Origin of the sequence: Nocardiopsis deserti (assembly GCF_008638355.1) — a bacterium.
Taxonomy (GTDB): domain Bacteria; phylum Actinomycetota; class Actinomycetes; order Streptosporangiales; family Streptosporangiaceae; genus Nocardiopsis; species Nocardiopsis alborubida.
The window spans coordinates 67,021-81,214 of sequence record NZ_VWVS01000013.1 but is presented as its reverse complement, the minus strand read 5'-3'; the positions used below and the strand labels follow the sequence as shown (position 1 = coordinate 81,214).

The window sequence follows — 14,194 nt, the reverse complement described above, 5'->3', positions numbered from 1 at the left end:
GTCCGGCCGCGGGGCGGAGCCGTCGGGGCTAGCGGCGCCTCTGCCCGCCGTACCCCTCACCGCGCTCGAACTGCTCGCGCATCGCGGCGCCCTGCTGGCGCTGGTACTCGTCGGCCATCTGCTGCTGGCGCTCGGCGGCCACGGAGAGCGCGCCCTGAGCGGAGTCCAGGACCTCCCTGGCCCCACCCGAGCCGCCGGAGCCGCCCGAGCCGCCCAGCGGCGCCCGCGAACCCCGGCCGTCCATCACCTGGGGCAGCAGCTGCGCGGTCAGCAGCGTCGACAGCGCCGAACCGTCCCCCGCACCGGCCTCGGTCTGCACCACCACCGGGCGCGGGGCGCGCCCGGCCAGGGTGGCGCCCACGTCCAGACGGCGGCGGGCCAGCTCGTACTCCAGCACGGCCCGGTTGTCCCGGTAGGCCGTGGCCAGGCGCTCCTGCGCCTTCGCCTCGTTCTCGGCGGCCACCAGGTCGGCGCGCCCGCGCGTCTCGATCTCGTAGCGCACCCGCTGCGCCTCGGTCTCCTGCTCCTCCAGCATCTGCGCCACGTCCTTGCGCGCCTTGTTGAGGGAGGCGTTGACCTCGACGATCTTGGCGTCACGGGTCTTCTTCGAGCGCTCGATGTCCATCAGCAGGGTGTCGATCCGGCGCTTGCGCGTCAGCTCCCACTCCTGCTCGTAGGCCACCAGCTCCTTGGCCACCCGCTCCCGGGTGGACAGGTGCTGCTGGTACTGGCTGGGCAGCTGCACGTCGGGGATGTTGCAGCCGGTGATCCGCACACCGTACTTCTCCAGCTGCCCGTTGAGCAGGCGGCGCATGTCCTCGACGTTGGAACCGCGCAGGTCGTAGGCGGACTCGGTGTTGACCAGGCGGCTGCGCTGGCGGATGGCGTCCTGCACCGCGCTGGAGAGCACGAGGTCGAAGTTGCTCGCGCCGATGATCGTCACGAACCGGATCGGGTCGGTGATCTGGAACTTGAGGAAGAACTCGATCGACTTCAGCGGCACGTTCTCCCTCGTGGGACAGGCCAGGACCGGCGCCGTGTAGGGGATCTCCGTGCGGGTGTCCACCACGAAGTCCACCCGCGACCACGGGTGCCACAGGTAGTGGCGGCCCGGGCCGATCGGCTTCACGATCGCGCCGTACTTGGTGAGGATGCCGTGCGTGCCCTCCTCGATCTCGACGATCGAGCTGCGCCACCACCACAGACCCGCCACGACGATGCTGAGGAGACCGACGATCAGGGTCGGCACGGCCAGCACGACGTAGGCGATCCCGAAGCCGAACCCGCCCGCCGAGGCGTTGAGGGCCATCATCAGCGCCGAGCACAGGGCGAACAGGCCGAACCAGACCAGAACGGTCCACCGCAGGCCGCGGTTGTCGCGCGGGATGACCACGGGGACGATCGCGCCCTGGTCGCCGCCGCGCAGCAGACCGGCCAGGTCGCCCCAGGAGGCGAGGGACTCCTTGATGCTGGAACCGCCGCCGGCGTTCACTGACTGGCTCATCTACTGACCTCCCTCGTCGGGGCCGAAGCCCTGGGTGCCGCGCGACCACGGCGGCGGGGGCGGGTCCTCGGGGAACCGCTGGGTGGCGTCGGAGGGGGGCGGCGCGTCGACCGGCGGCCGGGCGGGGTCCTGCTCCCGCGTGGCCTCGTGCCGACCATGCGTCTCCTGGGACTCCTGTGTTGCTTGAGGCGCCTGGGGTGCCTCGGACATGCGCTCGTCGATGGCCTGCTCGGAGACGGACTGGCGGATCTCCTCCACCAGCTCCTCCCCCGGGTCCTCGCCCCGGCCCCGCTCGGCCCTGGGGCCGTCGGCGTCCCGGACCAGCGCGCTGATCTCCTGCTCGCGCTCGGCGATACGGCCCCGGATGGCACCGAGGCGGGAGCGGATGGCCTCCATGTCCTCCTGCGAGAACAGGGCGGTGTCGGCCTGGCCGATGATCTCCTGCGCGATGCGCAGGTAGTCGACGCTGGCGGAGTCGCCCGACCCGATCCGCAGGACCTGCGGGAGGCTGTCGGCGACCCCCTCCAGCTTGTCCAGAAGGGTCTCGCGGAAGCGGTAGTTGAGGATCTCGGGGGCGTCGGCGGCGCTGACCGCGCGGATGTCCAGGGCCTGGGCCTGCAACAGGGCCGCGTTGGCGTTGGCCTCGGACTCGGCCTCGACGAAGCGCTGGTGGGCCAGGGAGCGGGCCCGGTTGGTCTCGCGTTCCAGGGCGGTGTCCATCTGCGCCTGGTACTGGGCGATGTCGGCCTGGATCGCGGACAGGGTCTCGTTGAGGGTCGCCAGCTCCTTGTTCAGGTCACCCTCGTTCTGCTCCTTGCGCAGTTGGAGCTCGTACTCGAAGGTGTAGGCGTCCTTGGCGACGCGGACCATCTCCGGCGCCGCCAGGTCCATCCGGTACTCCTGGTTGGAGGGCTCGGCGTGGGTGATGTTGGCGCTGGTCAGCTCCACGATCCCGCTGAACTGGCGGTTGAGCTGCTCCACCAGGCTCTGGGTGTTGTCGCCGACCATGTCGTAGATGGCCGAGGCCTGCTGCTCGTAGATGAGGCTCCGGGTGGTCTCGCTGATCGCGTTGTTCAGCTTCTCCTGGAATCCGTTCACGCCGCCCAGCGTGTAGACGAAGTCGGTGGCGTTGACGATCCGGAACTGCACGAACAGGTCTATGGAGGCCTGCACACCGCTCTTGGTGGGCGCCGAGCGGATCGGCGCGTTGAAGGGGTACTCGCGGGTGGTGTTGACGATGTAGGAGACGCGCTTCCAGGGGTTGAAGAGCGTGACCCGCCCGGCCTTGAAGACGTTCTCCATCTTGCCGAAGCGGGTGACGATGGCCTCGCAGCCCTCCGGCACCATCACCATGCCCTGGCGCCACCACATGAACACGGCCACCGCGATGGTGATCAACCAGTAGTGGATACCGAAGACGGGGTTGACCAGGGGGTTTCCACCGGCGACGGCCTGGGGGACCAGGACGAGGACGGCGCCCACCACACCGAGGGCCACCAGCGCGATGGCCGGGAGCATCGTCACGAAGGTGCGCCCGCGGGGGATGACCATGGGACAGATGACGTGGATCGGTCCGCCGTCGCCGCGCTCGTAGTAGCTGCGGTTGATCGCCTCGCCCGCGTTGTTGAGGGAGGTGCTCTTCTGCTCGATGCGGGTGCCGACGGAGTCACCCTGTTCACGGGCGGCGACGAAGTCCCGGGGGTCGAGGCCACCGCCCTCGGTGGCCTGTTGCAGCGCGTCGGACACCGCCTGGCGCGGATCGCCCCCCTGGGCGACGGCACCGGCCGCGCCGCGCACGGTCTGCGCGAACGACATAGGCATGGGCTCCTTGGTCGGAGGTCGGGAACTATCGGCTACGACGTCGCGTACCGCGGTCCGGTTCCAGGTGGGAGCCTGTTCCGTGACCGGAGGGGCCGTAGCGGACAACACCAACCCTGTCATGGGACGCGTCCGGAACCCAGGGCTGCAAACCGGAACGTGACGGGGACGTCCCCCGCGGATCCGGCCCGCGAGGGCCGGATGGCACCGCCGCCGGGCGGCGGATAACGTCGTTGGCGCACGCAGCCACCGGCTCCGGCCGCAGCGAGAGGGGACACCACCGATGCCCGCAGTACCCAGCTCCGTCCTGACCACCGCGGGCCTGATCGGCGGCTACACGGTGGCCCGCGCGACGGGCAGCCGCCCGCTGGGCGGAGCCGTGCTGGCCGCGTTCGGCGCCGCGGCCTTCGAGACCTGGCGCCGCCGCTCGGGGGTGGGCACGGCGGTCGCGCTCACCGGCGTGTACGTGGGCGCGTTCGGGCTGTCCCACCCGCTGGCGAAGAAGGTCGGCGCCTGGCCCGCCGTGCTGGGGGTGACCGCCGCGACCGCCGCGGTCGCGGCCGCCTCGGGGGACTGCGACCGCGGCTGACACGGGACCCGTGCGTCGGGGAGGGGCGCGGATCCGCCCCCTCCCCGGCTCGTCCGTCCGCCGCGGATCAGCTGCAACCGCTGGTGGCCCCGCAGCCCTCACAGGCGTAGCAGCTGCCCGACGGGCGCATCTTGGTACCGCAGGTCACGCACAGCGGCGCGTCCGCCACGAAGCCCTTGCCCTCCATCAGCTCCGCGGTGGAGTGCGCCCGGGTCGGCCGCTCCGCCGCCGCGTGCGGCTCCTCCACCGGGGCCGCCGGAGCCTCCTCTACGGCGTCCGCCCCGCGGGTGGCCGCGGACTGGGCGTAGGACTCCACCTGCGTGGCGACCTGGGCCGGGTCCTCCCCCGCCACCTGCGCCTGGCGCTCGGCGGCCGACAGCACCCCCAGCGCGGCGCGCTCCTCGTAGGGGAGGTGGTCCAGGGCCAGGCGGCGGAAGATGTAGTCCACCACCGACTGGGCCATGCGGATGTCCGGGTCGTCGGTCATGCCCGCCGGGTCGAACCGCATGTTCGTGAACTTGTCCACGTAGGTCTCCAGCGGAACCCCGTACTGGAGGGCGATGGAGATCGCGATGGAGAAGGCGTCCATCACCCCGGCCAGGGTGGACCCCTGCTTGCCGAGCTTCATGAACACCTCGCCCAGGCCGTCGTCCGGGTAGGAGCCCGCGGTGATGTAGCCCTCGGCCCCGCCCACGGAGAACGACGTGGTCTCGCTCGGACGCTTCTTGGGCAGGCGGCGGCGGACCGGCCGGTGCACCTCGACGGTCCGCACCTCGGGTTCGGCCTCCTTCTCCCGCGTCCCGCCGGTGGACAGCGGCTGGCCCACCTTGCAGTTGTCACGGTAGACGGCGAGCGCCTTCAGGCCCATCCGCCAGCCCTCGAAGTAGATGTGCTCGAAGTCCTCGACCGAGGCCTCCTCCGGCACGTTCACCGTCTTGGAGATCGCGCCGGACAGGAAGGGCTGCACCGAGGCCATCATCCGCACGTGGCCCATGGGCCGGATGTAGCGGCGCCCCATCGCGCAGTCGAACACCTCGTAGTGCTCGGTGCGCAGACCGGGCGCGTCCACGACGTGGCCGTTGTCGGAGATGTACTCGACGATGGCCTCGACCTGCTCGTCCTGGTAGCCGAGGTTGCCCAGCGCGCGCGGGATGGCCTGGTTGACGATCTGCATGGAGCCGCCGCCGACCAGCTTCTTGAACTTGACCAGCGAGAAGTCCGGCTCGATGCCGGTGGTGTCGCAGTCGAGCATGAAGCCTATGGTCCCGGTGGGCGCGAGAAGGCTCGCCTGGGCGTTGCGCCAACCGTTGCGCTCGCCGATCCTGAGGCACTCGGCCCACTCACGGGTGGCCGAGGCGTGGATCGGCTCCTCCAGGGTTCCGACGGTGCGCAGGTCGTCGTTGGCGGCGGCGTGCTTGCGCATGACCCGCTTGTGGGCCTGCTCGTTGCGCCGGTAGCCGTCGTAGGGGCCGACCACCCCGGCCAGCTCGGCGCTGCGCCGGTAGGCGGTGCCGGTCATCAGCGAGGTCACCGCGGCGGCGACGGCGCGCCCGCCCTCGGAGTCGTAGGCGTGGCCGGTCGCCATGAGCAGGGCGCCCAGGTTGGCGTAACCGATGCCGAGCTGCCGGTAGGCGCGGGTGGTCTCTCCGATCTTCTCCGTGGGGAAGTCGGCGAAGGTGATGGAGACGTCCATCGCCGTGATGACCAGTTCGGTGAGCGCGGTGAAGCGCTCCACGTCGAAGGCGTCGTCCTCACGCAGGAACTTCAGCAGGTTGATCGAGGCCAGGTTGCAGGACGAATCGTCCAAATGGAGGTATTCCGAGCACGGATTGCTGGCACTGATACGTCCGCTCTCGGGTGTGGTGTGCCAGTCCTGGATCGTGCCGTCGTACTGGATGCCCGGGTCCGCGCACTCCCAGGCGGCCTTGGCCATGCGCTGGAACAGCTCCCTGGCGTCCACCGTGGCGACGACCTCTCCGGTGGTGCGCGAGGTCAGGCCGAAGTCCGAGCCGCTCTCCACGGCGCGCATGAACGCGTCGGAGACCCGCACGGAGTTGTTGGCGTTCTGGTACTGGACGCTGAACATGTCGTCGCCGCCGAGGTCGACGTCGAACCCGGCGTCGCGCAGGGCACGGATCTTGTGCTCCTCGCGGGCCTTGGTCTCGACGAAGTCCTCGATGTCGGGGTGGTCGACGTCCAGCACGACCATCTTGGCGGCCCGGCGGGTGGCGCCGCCGGACTTGATGGTCCCGGCCGAGGCGTCGGCGCCGCGCATGAAGGAGACGGGCCCGGAGGCGGTCCCGCCGGAGGAGAGCAGCTCCTTGCTGGAGCGGATGCGCGACAGGTTCACACCCGCGCCGGACCCGCCCTTGAAGATGATCCCCTCCTCCTTGTACCAGTCCAGGATCGACTCCATGGTGTCGTCCACGGAGAGGATAAAACACGCGCTGACCTGGGCTTTTGCACTCGTACCGACGTTGAACCACACCGGGGAGTTGAAGCTGAACAGCTGGTGGGCGAGGGCGTGCTTGAGCTCGTGGTCGAAGACCTCGGCGTCCTCGGCGGAGGCGAAGTAGCCGTGCTCGCGGCCGGTCTCGGTGTAGACGCCGACGACGCGGTCGATGAGCTGTTTGAGGCTCCACTCGCGCTCGGGGGTGCCGACCGCGCCGCGGAAGTACTTGCTCGCCACGATCTGGGTGGCGTTCATCGACCAGGAGGTGGGGAACTCCACTCCGCGCTGCTCGAAGTTGACCGTGCCGTCGCGCCAGTTGGTCATGACGACGTCGCGGCGCTCCCACTCCAGGGAGTCGTAGGGGTGCGTGCCCGGGGAGGTGAAGACCCGCTTCACCCTGATCCCCTTGCGGCTTCCCTTGCCCTTGCGTCCGGCCGGGCCGCTGGCGGTTTCCGTCATCGCCGGGCCTCCCCTCACTCGTGGGCACGGTCACCGACCGTGCCCGGCGTCCTCTGTACCGGGAGTGGTGTGGCCCCGCGCGCGGTCGGTGTGCGGCCGCGGGGGCGCTATCCCGTGGTGGCGCCGCTCCGGCCGTCGGCCCCGGCGCCCCTGTCGGTCTCGGCCTCGCGGTCCTGGCGCAGGCTGGCGATCTCGGCCTCGAAGTCGGAGAGGCTCTCGAAGCCGCGGTAGACGCTGGCGAAGTGCAGGTAGGCGACCTCGTCCAGGTCACGCATCGGGCCGAGGATGGCCAGGCCGATCTCGTGGGCCGGGACCTCGGCCACGCCGCGGCCGCGGATCTCCTCCTCGACCTGCTGGCCGAGCTTGGCCAGGGCGTCCTCGGAGACGGGACGGCCCTGGCAGGCCCGGCGCACCCCGGCGATGATCTTGGTCCGGCTGAAGGGCTCGGTGACCCCCGAGCGCTTGGCCACCATCAGCAGGACGGTCTCCTGGGTGGTGAACCTGCGCTCGCAGACGGGGCAGGACCGGCGGCGCCGGATGGCCGCGCCGTCGTCGGTGGACCTGCTGTCGATCACCCTGGTGTCCGGATGGCGACAGAACGGACAGTGCACCCTGGTTCACCTGCTTCTCTCACCGAACGACAACGCCTAGGTACCACTAAACCACAACTTCTGGGCAACCACTCCTGTCGCAACACCAGATGTTGTGGTCGAACCTAGACTCCTTCCTGACCCGCCGCAACCCTGGCGCGGGTGTGTTCCGACACGGGCGAGCGACCGCGCGGCGTCGCGACCCGCGGCGGCGGGGTGGGGCGGGGGGATTCGGCGCGGTCGGACTGCTCCGGGGACCCGGCACCGCGGTCAAGGATAGCGTCGCCGACCGGAGCCGCCGCGCCCCCGGCGGCGGGCACCGGAATCCCGGCGCCACCGGGATTTCGGTCGAGCCGACGCCCCAGGATAAGACCCCCGCGCCTGGCCGGAACCGCTGTCGCGGGCACGCGTTCGCACATTCCGGGGACAACAGTGCGTGAACGCGTGTACACACGTAAGTGCAGGCCGGAAATTGACCGCGAATACGCGCGGCGGCAATTTCCCCCGGCCTCGAACGCTTGTTTGATATCACCGTGTGCAACGACTAAAGTTGACCTTGATTTCACACCGGTTTCGCCATCACGTGGACCCCCAGGTCGGCACGGTCGCGGACCGGGGGTGGCCAGTCACACAAGCAGGCCCTGACCGAACCGAATGCCGAGGAGGCCCGGCCGTGCCGGAGGAGAATCCCGGAACCGCAGATACCGCCACCGTTCTCGCACCAGCGGAGAACGCGGGCGGGTCCACGCCCGAAGCCCCCAAACTCACCGCACGCCAGCAGAGCGTGCTGAACTGCATCCAGCGCTATGTCCGGGAACGGGGTTTCCCCCCGTCGATAAGGGAAATCGGGGAAGCGGTCGGCCTGTCCAGCCCGTCCAGCGTGGCGCACCAGCTCAAGGTCCTCCAGCGCAAGGGCTACCTGCACCGTGACCAGAACCGGCCGCGCGCGGTCGAGCTGCGCACGCCCGGGCGCGCCTCCGGGCGGACCCTGGTCCCCGAGGACATCGACCTCTCACGCGCCGCCGCCGTGCCGCTGGTCGGCCGGATCGCCGCCGGCGGTCCGATCCTGGCCGAGGAGTCGGTGGAGGACGTGCTCGCCCTGCCGCGTCAGCTGGTGGGTGAGGGGCGCCTGTTCATGCTCACCGTCGTCGGTGACTCGATGACCGACGCCGCCATCACCGACGGCGACATGGTGGTGGTGCGCCAGCAGCAGGACGCCAACAACGGCGACATCGTGGCGGCGCTGCTCGACGACGAGGCGACCGTCAAGGTGCTGCGCCGCGAGGAGGGCGGCCACGTGTGGCTGATGCCGCGCAACGAGGCCTACGAGCCGATCAACGGCGACGACGCCACCATCCTCGGCAAGGTGGTCGCGGTCATGCGCCGCGTCTGAAGGGCCCGCGTACCCGCGCCTCCGGTCCCTCTCCCCTCGGAGGGATCGGGGGCGCTTCCCCCTGTGGACGACGCGGGGCCGACGGGCGCGGGCCGCTAGTCTGAGGAGGTGTTCACACGTGCCTCCTCCCCCGCCGCCCGCTGGCGTACCGCGTTGGTCGGTGCGGTCAGCGCCGTCCTGTTGTCCACCGCCGCCTGCGCCCCCGCCGACGACGGGGCCGCCGAGGCACCGGGGGTCGGCGGCGTCGAACGCGAGGTGGCCTTCGAGGGCGGCGGGCACCAGGTGTCGGGCACCTTCCGGATGCCCGAGGGCGTCTCCGGCACCGTTCCGGGCGCGCTCATCATCTCCGGCAGCGGTCCCACCGACCGCGACGGCAACAGCTCCGTGCGCCCCAACGCCGGTACCAACCAGAACCTGTCCCGCGTGCTCGCCGACGTCGGGGTGGCCTCGCTGCGCTACGACAAGTACGGCAGCGGTCCGGACTTCGAGACGCCGGGTCCCGGTGAGATCGCACCTGTGGACCCCGTGATCTTCGACGAGCAGGTCGCGGCCGCCTACGAGGAGCTCGTCGCCCAGCCCGAGGTGGACCCCGAGCGGGTGGTCGTCGTCGGGCACAGCGAGGGCGCCCTGTACGCGCTGCGCGCCCACGAGCTCATCGGTGCGGAGCACCCCTCCCCCGCGCTCGTGCTCGCCGCGCCTCCCGGTACGCGCTACCTCGACCTGGTCGACCGCCAGCTCACCGAGCAGATGCGTACCGTCGAGGCCTCGGGCCAGGTGGAGGAGAGGCAGGTGGTCCAGCTGCTCTCCGACGCCCGCGCCGGACGGGCCGCGATCAGGTCCGGGCGTGCGCTCAGCGACGTGGAGATGCCCAGCGGGGGCGTGTTCGGCGTCTACACCCTCGCCAACGAGGACTTCCTGGCCTACATGGACGCCTTCGACCCCGTCGAACTGGCGGAGGACCTGCCCGGGGGGACCCCGGTGCTGGTGCTGTGGGGAGAGGAGGACACGCAGGTCTCCCGGGATGACGTGGACCGGCTGATGACCGGTCTGGAGGGCGCCCGGCGGGTGGACGTCCCCGACACCGACCACGTCTTCCGCCGCTACCTGGACGAGCCCGGGGCCACGGTCCTGGACGAGCAGCGCCCCTTCGCCGAGGAGGTCGCACCCGCGCTGGAGGAGTTCCTGGGCACGGCCTGGTAGCCGCGCCGGGGCCTCACTCGGGAATGGAGTCCGGCAGCGCCTCCGTCACGGACAGCGCGAGCTCCTTGGCGCCCGTGACCATGCGCTCCCGGTCTCCCGGGTTCTGCGCGTCGTAGCTGGCCGCCACGCTGTAACAGGTCTCCAGGTACAGGTTGGACACCCGGGCGCCGACGCAGGCGACCGTGTACGGGTCCTCCTGCACCCAGGCGACCGCCTCCTCGCCGACGCCTTCCAGCTCCTGCGTCTCGTACCGGGAGGTGGTGGTGCGCAGGTTGTCGACGGCCGTCGTGACGCCGCCCGGGTCGGGGGCGGCCACCGCCACCAGCGTCGCGGTGGCCGGGACCCGCTCGCCCGGGCCGCCGGGGGTCGCCCACCGGCACTGCCAGCCCGAGCCGAACGCCTCCTGTACGCTGCCGACCGGCTCCTCGACCTCCAGCTCGTGGCCGGGCACGAGTTCGTCCAGCGTCCCGGTCTCGGCGACGGAGCACTCGGGCGCCGCCCCGAAGGCGCCCGTCTCCGGGTTGTCGCGCGCCACCACGTACCAGATCGCCCCGGCGGCGAGCACGGCCAGCACCAGGACTGCGGCGACCACGGCGACGGTGGCGCAGCCCCGGCTCTGCGGCTGGACGGAGGCCACCACCTCGGGTGCGGGCTGCTGGGGGCGGGGCTGCTGCCACGGGGGGTTGGGGGGCGGCGGATACTGCCCCTGCGGGGCCTGGTGGGGGTGGTAGGTCTGTTGTTGCCCGTGGGGCTGTCGTGCCTGGGGCGGTGGCGGAGGCTGCTGGTGCTCGTGCGCCTGCGAAGGTTCCTGTGGCCCCTGCGGCTGTGGCCCCTCGTGCTCCCACTGGGACTGAGGTTGCGGAGGCTGGTGTGCCTGGGGCTGTTCGGGGTCCCGCGCATCGGGGTGCTGGTCGCTCACAGGGCCTCTCCGAGCTGCACGGCGAACTCCACTGCCAGGTCCCGGGCCTCGCCGAATCCGACCGGCTCGGTGCCGGAGGTCCCGGCGTAGGACACCCGCACCAGCAGGTTGTCGGCGGGGAAGGCCAGCTCCGCGGTGCCGGGCACCTGGCCGCGCCACACCCGGCCCTCCCCTGCGGGCAGCTCCACGGCCTCGCCGCGCGCCGGTACCAGGGCGGTGTAGGCCTCCCGCGCCCGCTGGGCGCCGGTGACCGGCTCCTCGCCCGTGGTGTCGGTGAAACGGGCGGACAGGTCCAGCCGGAGCACCCCCTGTGGCCCGTCGGCCAGGCCGGCGGAGGACCACGAGCACGTGGTGCTGTCGCCGTCCGCCAGGGGACCGTGCTCGGAGGACTCCAGGACCGCGCCCGGCACGAGGCCGGTGACGAGCGCGTCCGAGACCACCGCGCACCCGGGCGCGGCGGCGTGGGCGTCGCCGCTCTCGGGCACGCCCGGGTCGTCCCCGGACAGCCACAGTCCGCCGCCGATCGCCACCGCGGACAGCACCACCGTGCCCGCGCCGATCACGGCCACCCGCGCGAGGGGACCCACCCGGCCACCGCCTCCCTGTCGGTCACCGCGCCGACCGCACACGGGCGGCGGCCGCTGCACGCGGCCGCCGCCTCCGGTGTGCCTGGTCAGCCGACGACGATGTTCACCAGCTTGGGCGCGCGCACGACCACCTTGCGGATCTGCTTGTCGCCGATGAAGCCCTGTGCCTTCTCCGAGGCCAGGGCCAGCCGCTCCAGCTCCGCCGGGTCGATGTCGGGCGCCACGGACAGCTTGTCACGGACCTTGCTCTGCACCTGCACCACGCAGGTCACGGACTCCTGCACCAGCAGGGCCGGGTCGACCACGGGCCAGTTGCCGACGGCGACGCTGCCGGTGCGGCCGAGCTTCTCCCAGCCCTCCTCGGCCACGTAGGGCGCGAACAGGGACAGGGCGACGGCCACGGCCTCGGCGGCCTCGCGGACCGCCGGGTCGGCGGCGCCGGGACCGGAGTCGATGGCCTTGCGGGCGGCCGAGACCAGCTCCATGGTGCGGGCGATGGCCACGTTGAACCGCCGGGACTCGACCAGGGAGGTGATCTGGTCGACGGTGCGGTGGGTGGTGCGGCGCAGGTCGGTGTCACCCCTGGCGGGGTCGGTGCCCGGCGCGCTGGCCGCGCCCGTCTCGCTCATCACCCGGTAGGCGCGGTTGAGGAACTTCTGCGCGGCGACGACGGAGACGTCGGCCCAGTCCACGTCCTCCTCGGGCGGAGAGGCGAAGAGCATGGTCAGCCGGACCGCGTCCACGCCGTAGGCGTCGATCTCCTTGCCCAGGTCCACGCCGTTGCCCAGGGACTTGGACATGGCGCGGCCCTGGTTGATGACCTGGCCCTGGTTGGTCAGGCGGCGGAAGGGCTCGGTGAAGGAGACCATGCCCATGTCGTGCAGAACCTTGGTGAAGAACCGGGCGTACATCAGGTGGAGCGTGGCGTGCTCCTTGCCGCCGATGTAGTGGTCCACCGGCCCCCACTTCTCCACGGCCTCGGTGTCGAAGGGGGCGGTGTCCAGGCGCGGCGAGCAGTAGCGCAGGAAGTACCAGGACGAGTCCACGAAGGTGTCCATGGTGTCGGTGTCGCGCTCGGCGGGGCCGCCGCAGGAGGGGCAGTCGACGTTGACCCACTCGGTGGCCGCGGCCAGGGGCGAGACGCCCTTGGGGGCCAGCTCGGCGCCCTTGAGTTCGGGCAGGGTGACGGGCAGCTGCTCGTCGGGGACGGGCACCTCCCCGCAGGAGGGGCAGTGGATGATCGGGATGGGGGTGCCCCAGTAGCGCTGGCGGGAGAGCAGCCAGTCGCGCAGGCGGTAGTTGATCGTGCCCTGTCCGGTGCCGCGCTCGGCCAGGATCTCGATGATGCGCGCGATGGCCTCGGTCTTGGCCAGGCCGTCCAGCGGGCCGGAGTCGCGCAGGACGCCCTCCCCCGCGGTGGCCGTGCCCGTCTCGACGGGGTCGGGCTCGCCGGTCTCCACCACGACCCGGACCGGCAGGTCGAAGGCCAGGGCGAAGTCCAGGTCGCGCTGGTCGTGCGCGGGCACGGCCATGATGGCGCCGTGGCCGTAGTCGGCCAGGACGTAGTCGGCAGCCCACACGGGCATGCGCTCGCCGTTGACGGGGTTGATCGCGTAGCGGCCCAGGAACACGCCGGTCTTGGGGCGCTCGGTGGCCTGGCGCTCGATGTCGGAGAGCTTGGCGACGTCGGAGCGGTAGGCGTCGAAGGCCTCGCGCTGCTCGGGCGCGCACAGCTCGTCGGCCAGGTCGGCGTCGGCGGCCACGACGAAGAAGGTGGCCCCGTAGAGGGTGTCGGGCCGGGTGGTGAAGACGGTGACGGGCTCGTCGCGGCCCTCGATGGCGAAGTGGACGTCGGCTCCGGTGGAGCGGCCGATCCAGTTGCGCTGCATGGCCAGGATCTCGTCCGGCCAGCGGCCGTCGTCGAGCTGGTCCATGTCGTCCAGCAGGCGCTGGGCGTAGTCGGTGATGCGGAAGTACCACTGGTTGAGGCTGCGCCGCACGACGTCGGCTCCGCAGCGCTCGCACCTGCCCTGCACGACCTGCTCGTTGGCCAGCACGGTCTGGTCCTGGGGGCACCAGTTGACGTGGCCGTCCTTGCGGTAGGCCAGTCCGCGCTCGAAGAAGCGCGTGAACAGCCACTGGTTCCAGCGGTAGTACTCGGGGTCACTGGTGTGCAGGCGGCGCGACCAGTCCACGCTGATGCCGTAGCGCCGGAACGAGGCCGCCTGGGTCTCGATGTTGGCGTAGGTCCACTCGGCGGGGTGGGAGTTGTTCTTGATGGCCGCGTTCTCGGCGGGCAGGCCGAAGGAGTCCCAGCCCACCGGGTGCAGGACGTTGTCGCCGCGTTGGAGGCGGTAGCGGCTGATGACGTCGCCGATGGCGTAGGCCTCCGCGTGGCCCATGTGCAGGTCGCCGGAGGGGTAGGCGAACATGTCGACGATGTAGGAGCGCGGGCGGCTGTCCGCGGGGTCCTCGTCGGCCTGGAACGGAAGCTCGGCGGCCCAGCGCGCCTGCCACTTGTCCTGGAGGGCGCGGGCGTCGTAGGTGTCGCCCGTCGTCTGGTCGCCGTCTACCGCTGTCATCGCCACGTGTTCCTTAGCCGGTTCGGGGTGTACACGACTCAGGTTAGCGGTTGGCGGGTCGGGGCGCGGACGGGTTTTCCCCGCCCCGTGAGGGTGCGCCC

Annotated in this window: 10 protein-coding genes; 3 read left to right on the top strand and 7 right to left on the bottom strand. The window is 71.3% G+C overall.

The annotated features are described in order from the left end of the window. Positions 1 to 28 precede the first annotated feature (28 nt). On the bottom strand, positions 29 to 1,504 hold the full coding sequence (locus FYW99_RS17210) for an SPFH domain-containing protein (RefSeq protein ID WP_150253049.1): 1,476 nt from the start codon (positions 1,502 to 1,504) through the stop codon (positions 29 to 31). After that, positions 1,505 to 3,319: an SPFH domain-containing protein gene (locus FYW99_RS17205; RefSeq protein WP_150253266.1), complete on the bottom strand. Its 1,815-nt coding sequence runs from the start codon at positions 3,317 to 3,319 to the stop codon at positions 1,505 to 1,507. A 286-nt stretch (positions 3,320 to 3,605) separates the two neighbouring features. Between FYW99_RS17205 and FYW99_RS17200 the strand changes: the two genes are divergently transcribed. Next, the gene (locus FYW99_RS17200; protein WP_150253048.1) at positions 3,606 to 3,911 is read left to right on the top strand and encodes a hypothetical protein; all 306 of its coding nucleotides are present in this window, start codon (positions 3,606 to 3,608) and stop codon (positions 3,909 to 3,911) included. A gap of 67 nt (positions 3,912 to 3,978) precedes the next feature. Here the strand turns inward: FYW99_RS17200 and FYW99_RS17195 are convergent, their stop codons facing one another. Both FYW99_RS17195 and nrdR read right to left on the bottom strand, forming a co-directional pair. Further along, positions 3,979 to 6,822, bottom strand: a complete 2,844-nt coding sequence (locus tag FYW99_RS17195) for a vitamin B12-dependent ribonucleotide reductase (RefSeq protein WP_150253047.1) — start codon at positions 6,820 to 6,822, stop codon at positions 3,979 to 3,981. A gap of 107 nt (positions 6,823 to 6,929) precedes the next feature. After that, positions 6,930 to 7,433 carry a transcriptional regulator NrdR gene (nrdR, locus tag FYW99_RS17190; protein ID WP_150253046.1) on the bottom strand — a complete coding sequence of 168 codons (504 nt, stop codon included), beginning with the start codon at positions 7,431 to 7,433 and terminating at the stop codon, positions 6,930 to 6,932. Positions 7,434 to 8,085: 652 nt separating this feature from the next. On the opposite strand from nrdR, the gene lexA reads away from it, so the two are divergent. Then, the gene (lexA, locus tag FYW99_RS17185) at positions 8,086 to 8,805 is read left to right on the top strand and encodes a transcriptional repressor LexA (protein WP_150253045.1); all 720 of its coding nucleotides are present in this window, start codon (positions 8,086 to 8,088) and stop codon (positions 8,803 to 8,805) included. Between the two features lie 108 nt (positions 8,806 to 8,913). Continuing rightward, positions 8,914 to 10,005: an alpha/beta hydrolase family protein gene (locus FYW99_RS17180; RefSeq protein WP_150253044.1), complete on the top strand. Its 1,092-nt coding sequence runs from the start codon at positions 8,914 to 8,916 to the stop codon at positions 10,003 to 10,005. Positions 10,006 to 10,018: 13 nt separating this feature from the next. On the opposite strand, the gene FYW99_RS17175 is transcribed toward FYW99_RS17180, so the two are convergent. The 3 genes from FYW99_RS17175 to leuS all read right to left on the bottom strand — a co-directional run bounded on the left by FYW99_RS17175 (position 10,019) and on the right by leuS (position 14,093). Beyond that, positions 10,019 to 10,645: a hypothetical protein gene (locus tag FYW99_RS17175; protein WP_150253265.1), complete on the bottom strand. Its 627-nt coding sequence runs from the start codon at positions 10,643 to 10,645 to the stop codon at positions 10,019 to 10,021. A gap of 275 nt (positions 10,646 to 10,920) precedes the next feature. Then, entirely contained in the window at positions 10,921 to 11,511 is a 591-nt protein-coding gene (locus tag FYW99_RS17170) for a carbohydrate kinase family protein (RefSeq protein WP_150253043.1), read from the bottom strand. Between the two features lie 86 nt (positions 11,512 to 11,597). Continuing rightward, positions 11,598 to 14,093, bottom strand: a complete 2,496-nt coding sequence (gene leuS / locus FYW99_RS17165) for a leucine--tRNA ligase (RefSeq protein ID WP_150253042.1) — start codon at positions 14,091 to 14,093, stop codon at positions 11,598 to 11,600. Between the last annotated feature and the right edge of the window lie 101 nt (positions 14,094 to 14,194).

What these genes read in the sequence shown, in the direction of transcription:
- FYW99_RS17210 (WP_150253049.1), bottom strand. Translation starts at nt 1,504, where the DNA reads ATGAGCCAGTCAGTGAACGCCGGCGGCGGTTCCAGCATCAAGGAGTCC.
- FYW99_RS17205 (WP_150253266.1), bottom strand. Translation starts at nt 3,319, where the DNA reads ATGTCGTTCGCGCAGACCGTGCGCGGCGCGGCCGGTGCCGTCGCCCAG.
- FYW99_RS17200 (WP_150253048.1), top strand. Translation starts at nt 3,606, where the DNA reads ATGCCCGCAGTACCCAGCTCCGTCCTGACCACCGCGGGCCTGATCGGC.
- FYW99_RS17195 (WP_150253047.1), bottom strand. Translation starts at nt 6,822, where the DNA reads ATGACGGAAACCGCCAGCGGCCCGGCCGGACGCAAGGGCAAGGGAAGC.
- leuS (WP_150253042.1), bottom strand. Translation starts at nt 14,093, where the DNA reads ATGACAGCGGTAGACGGCGACCAGACGACGGGCGACACCTACGACGCC.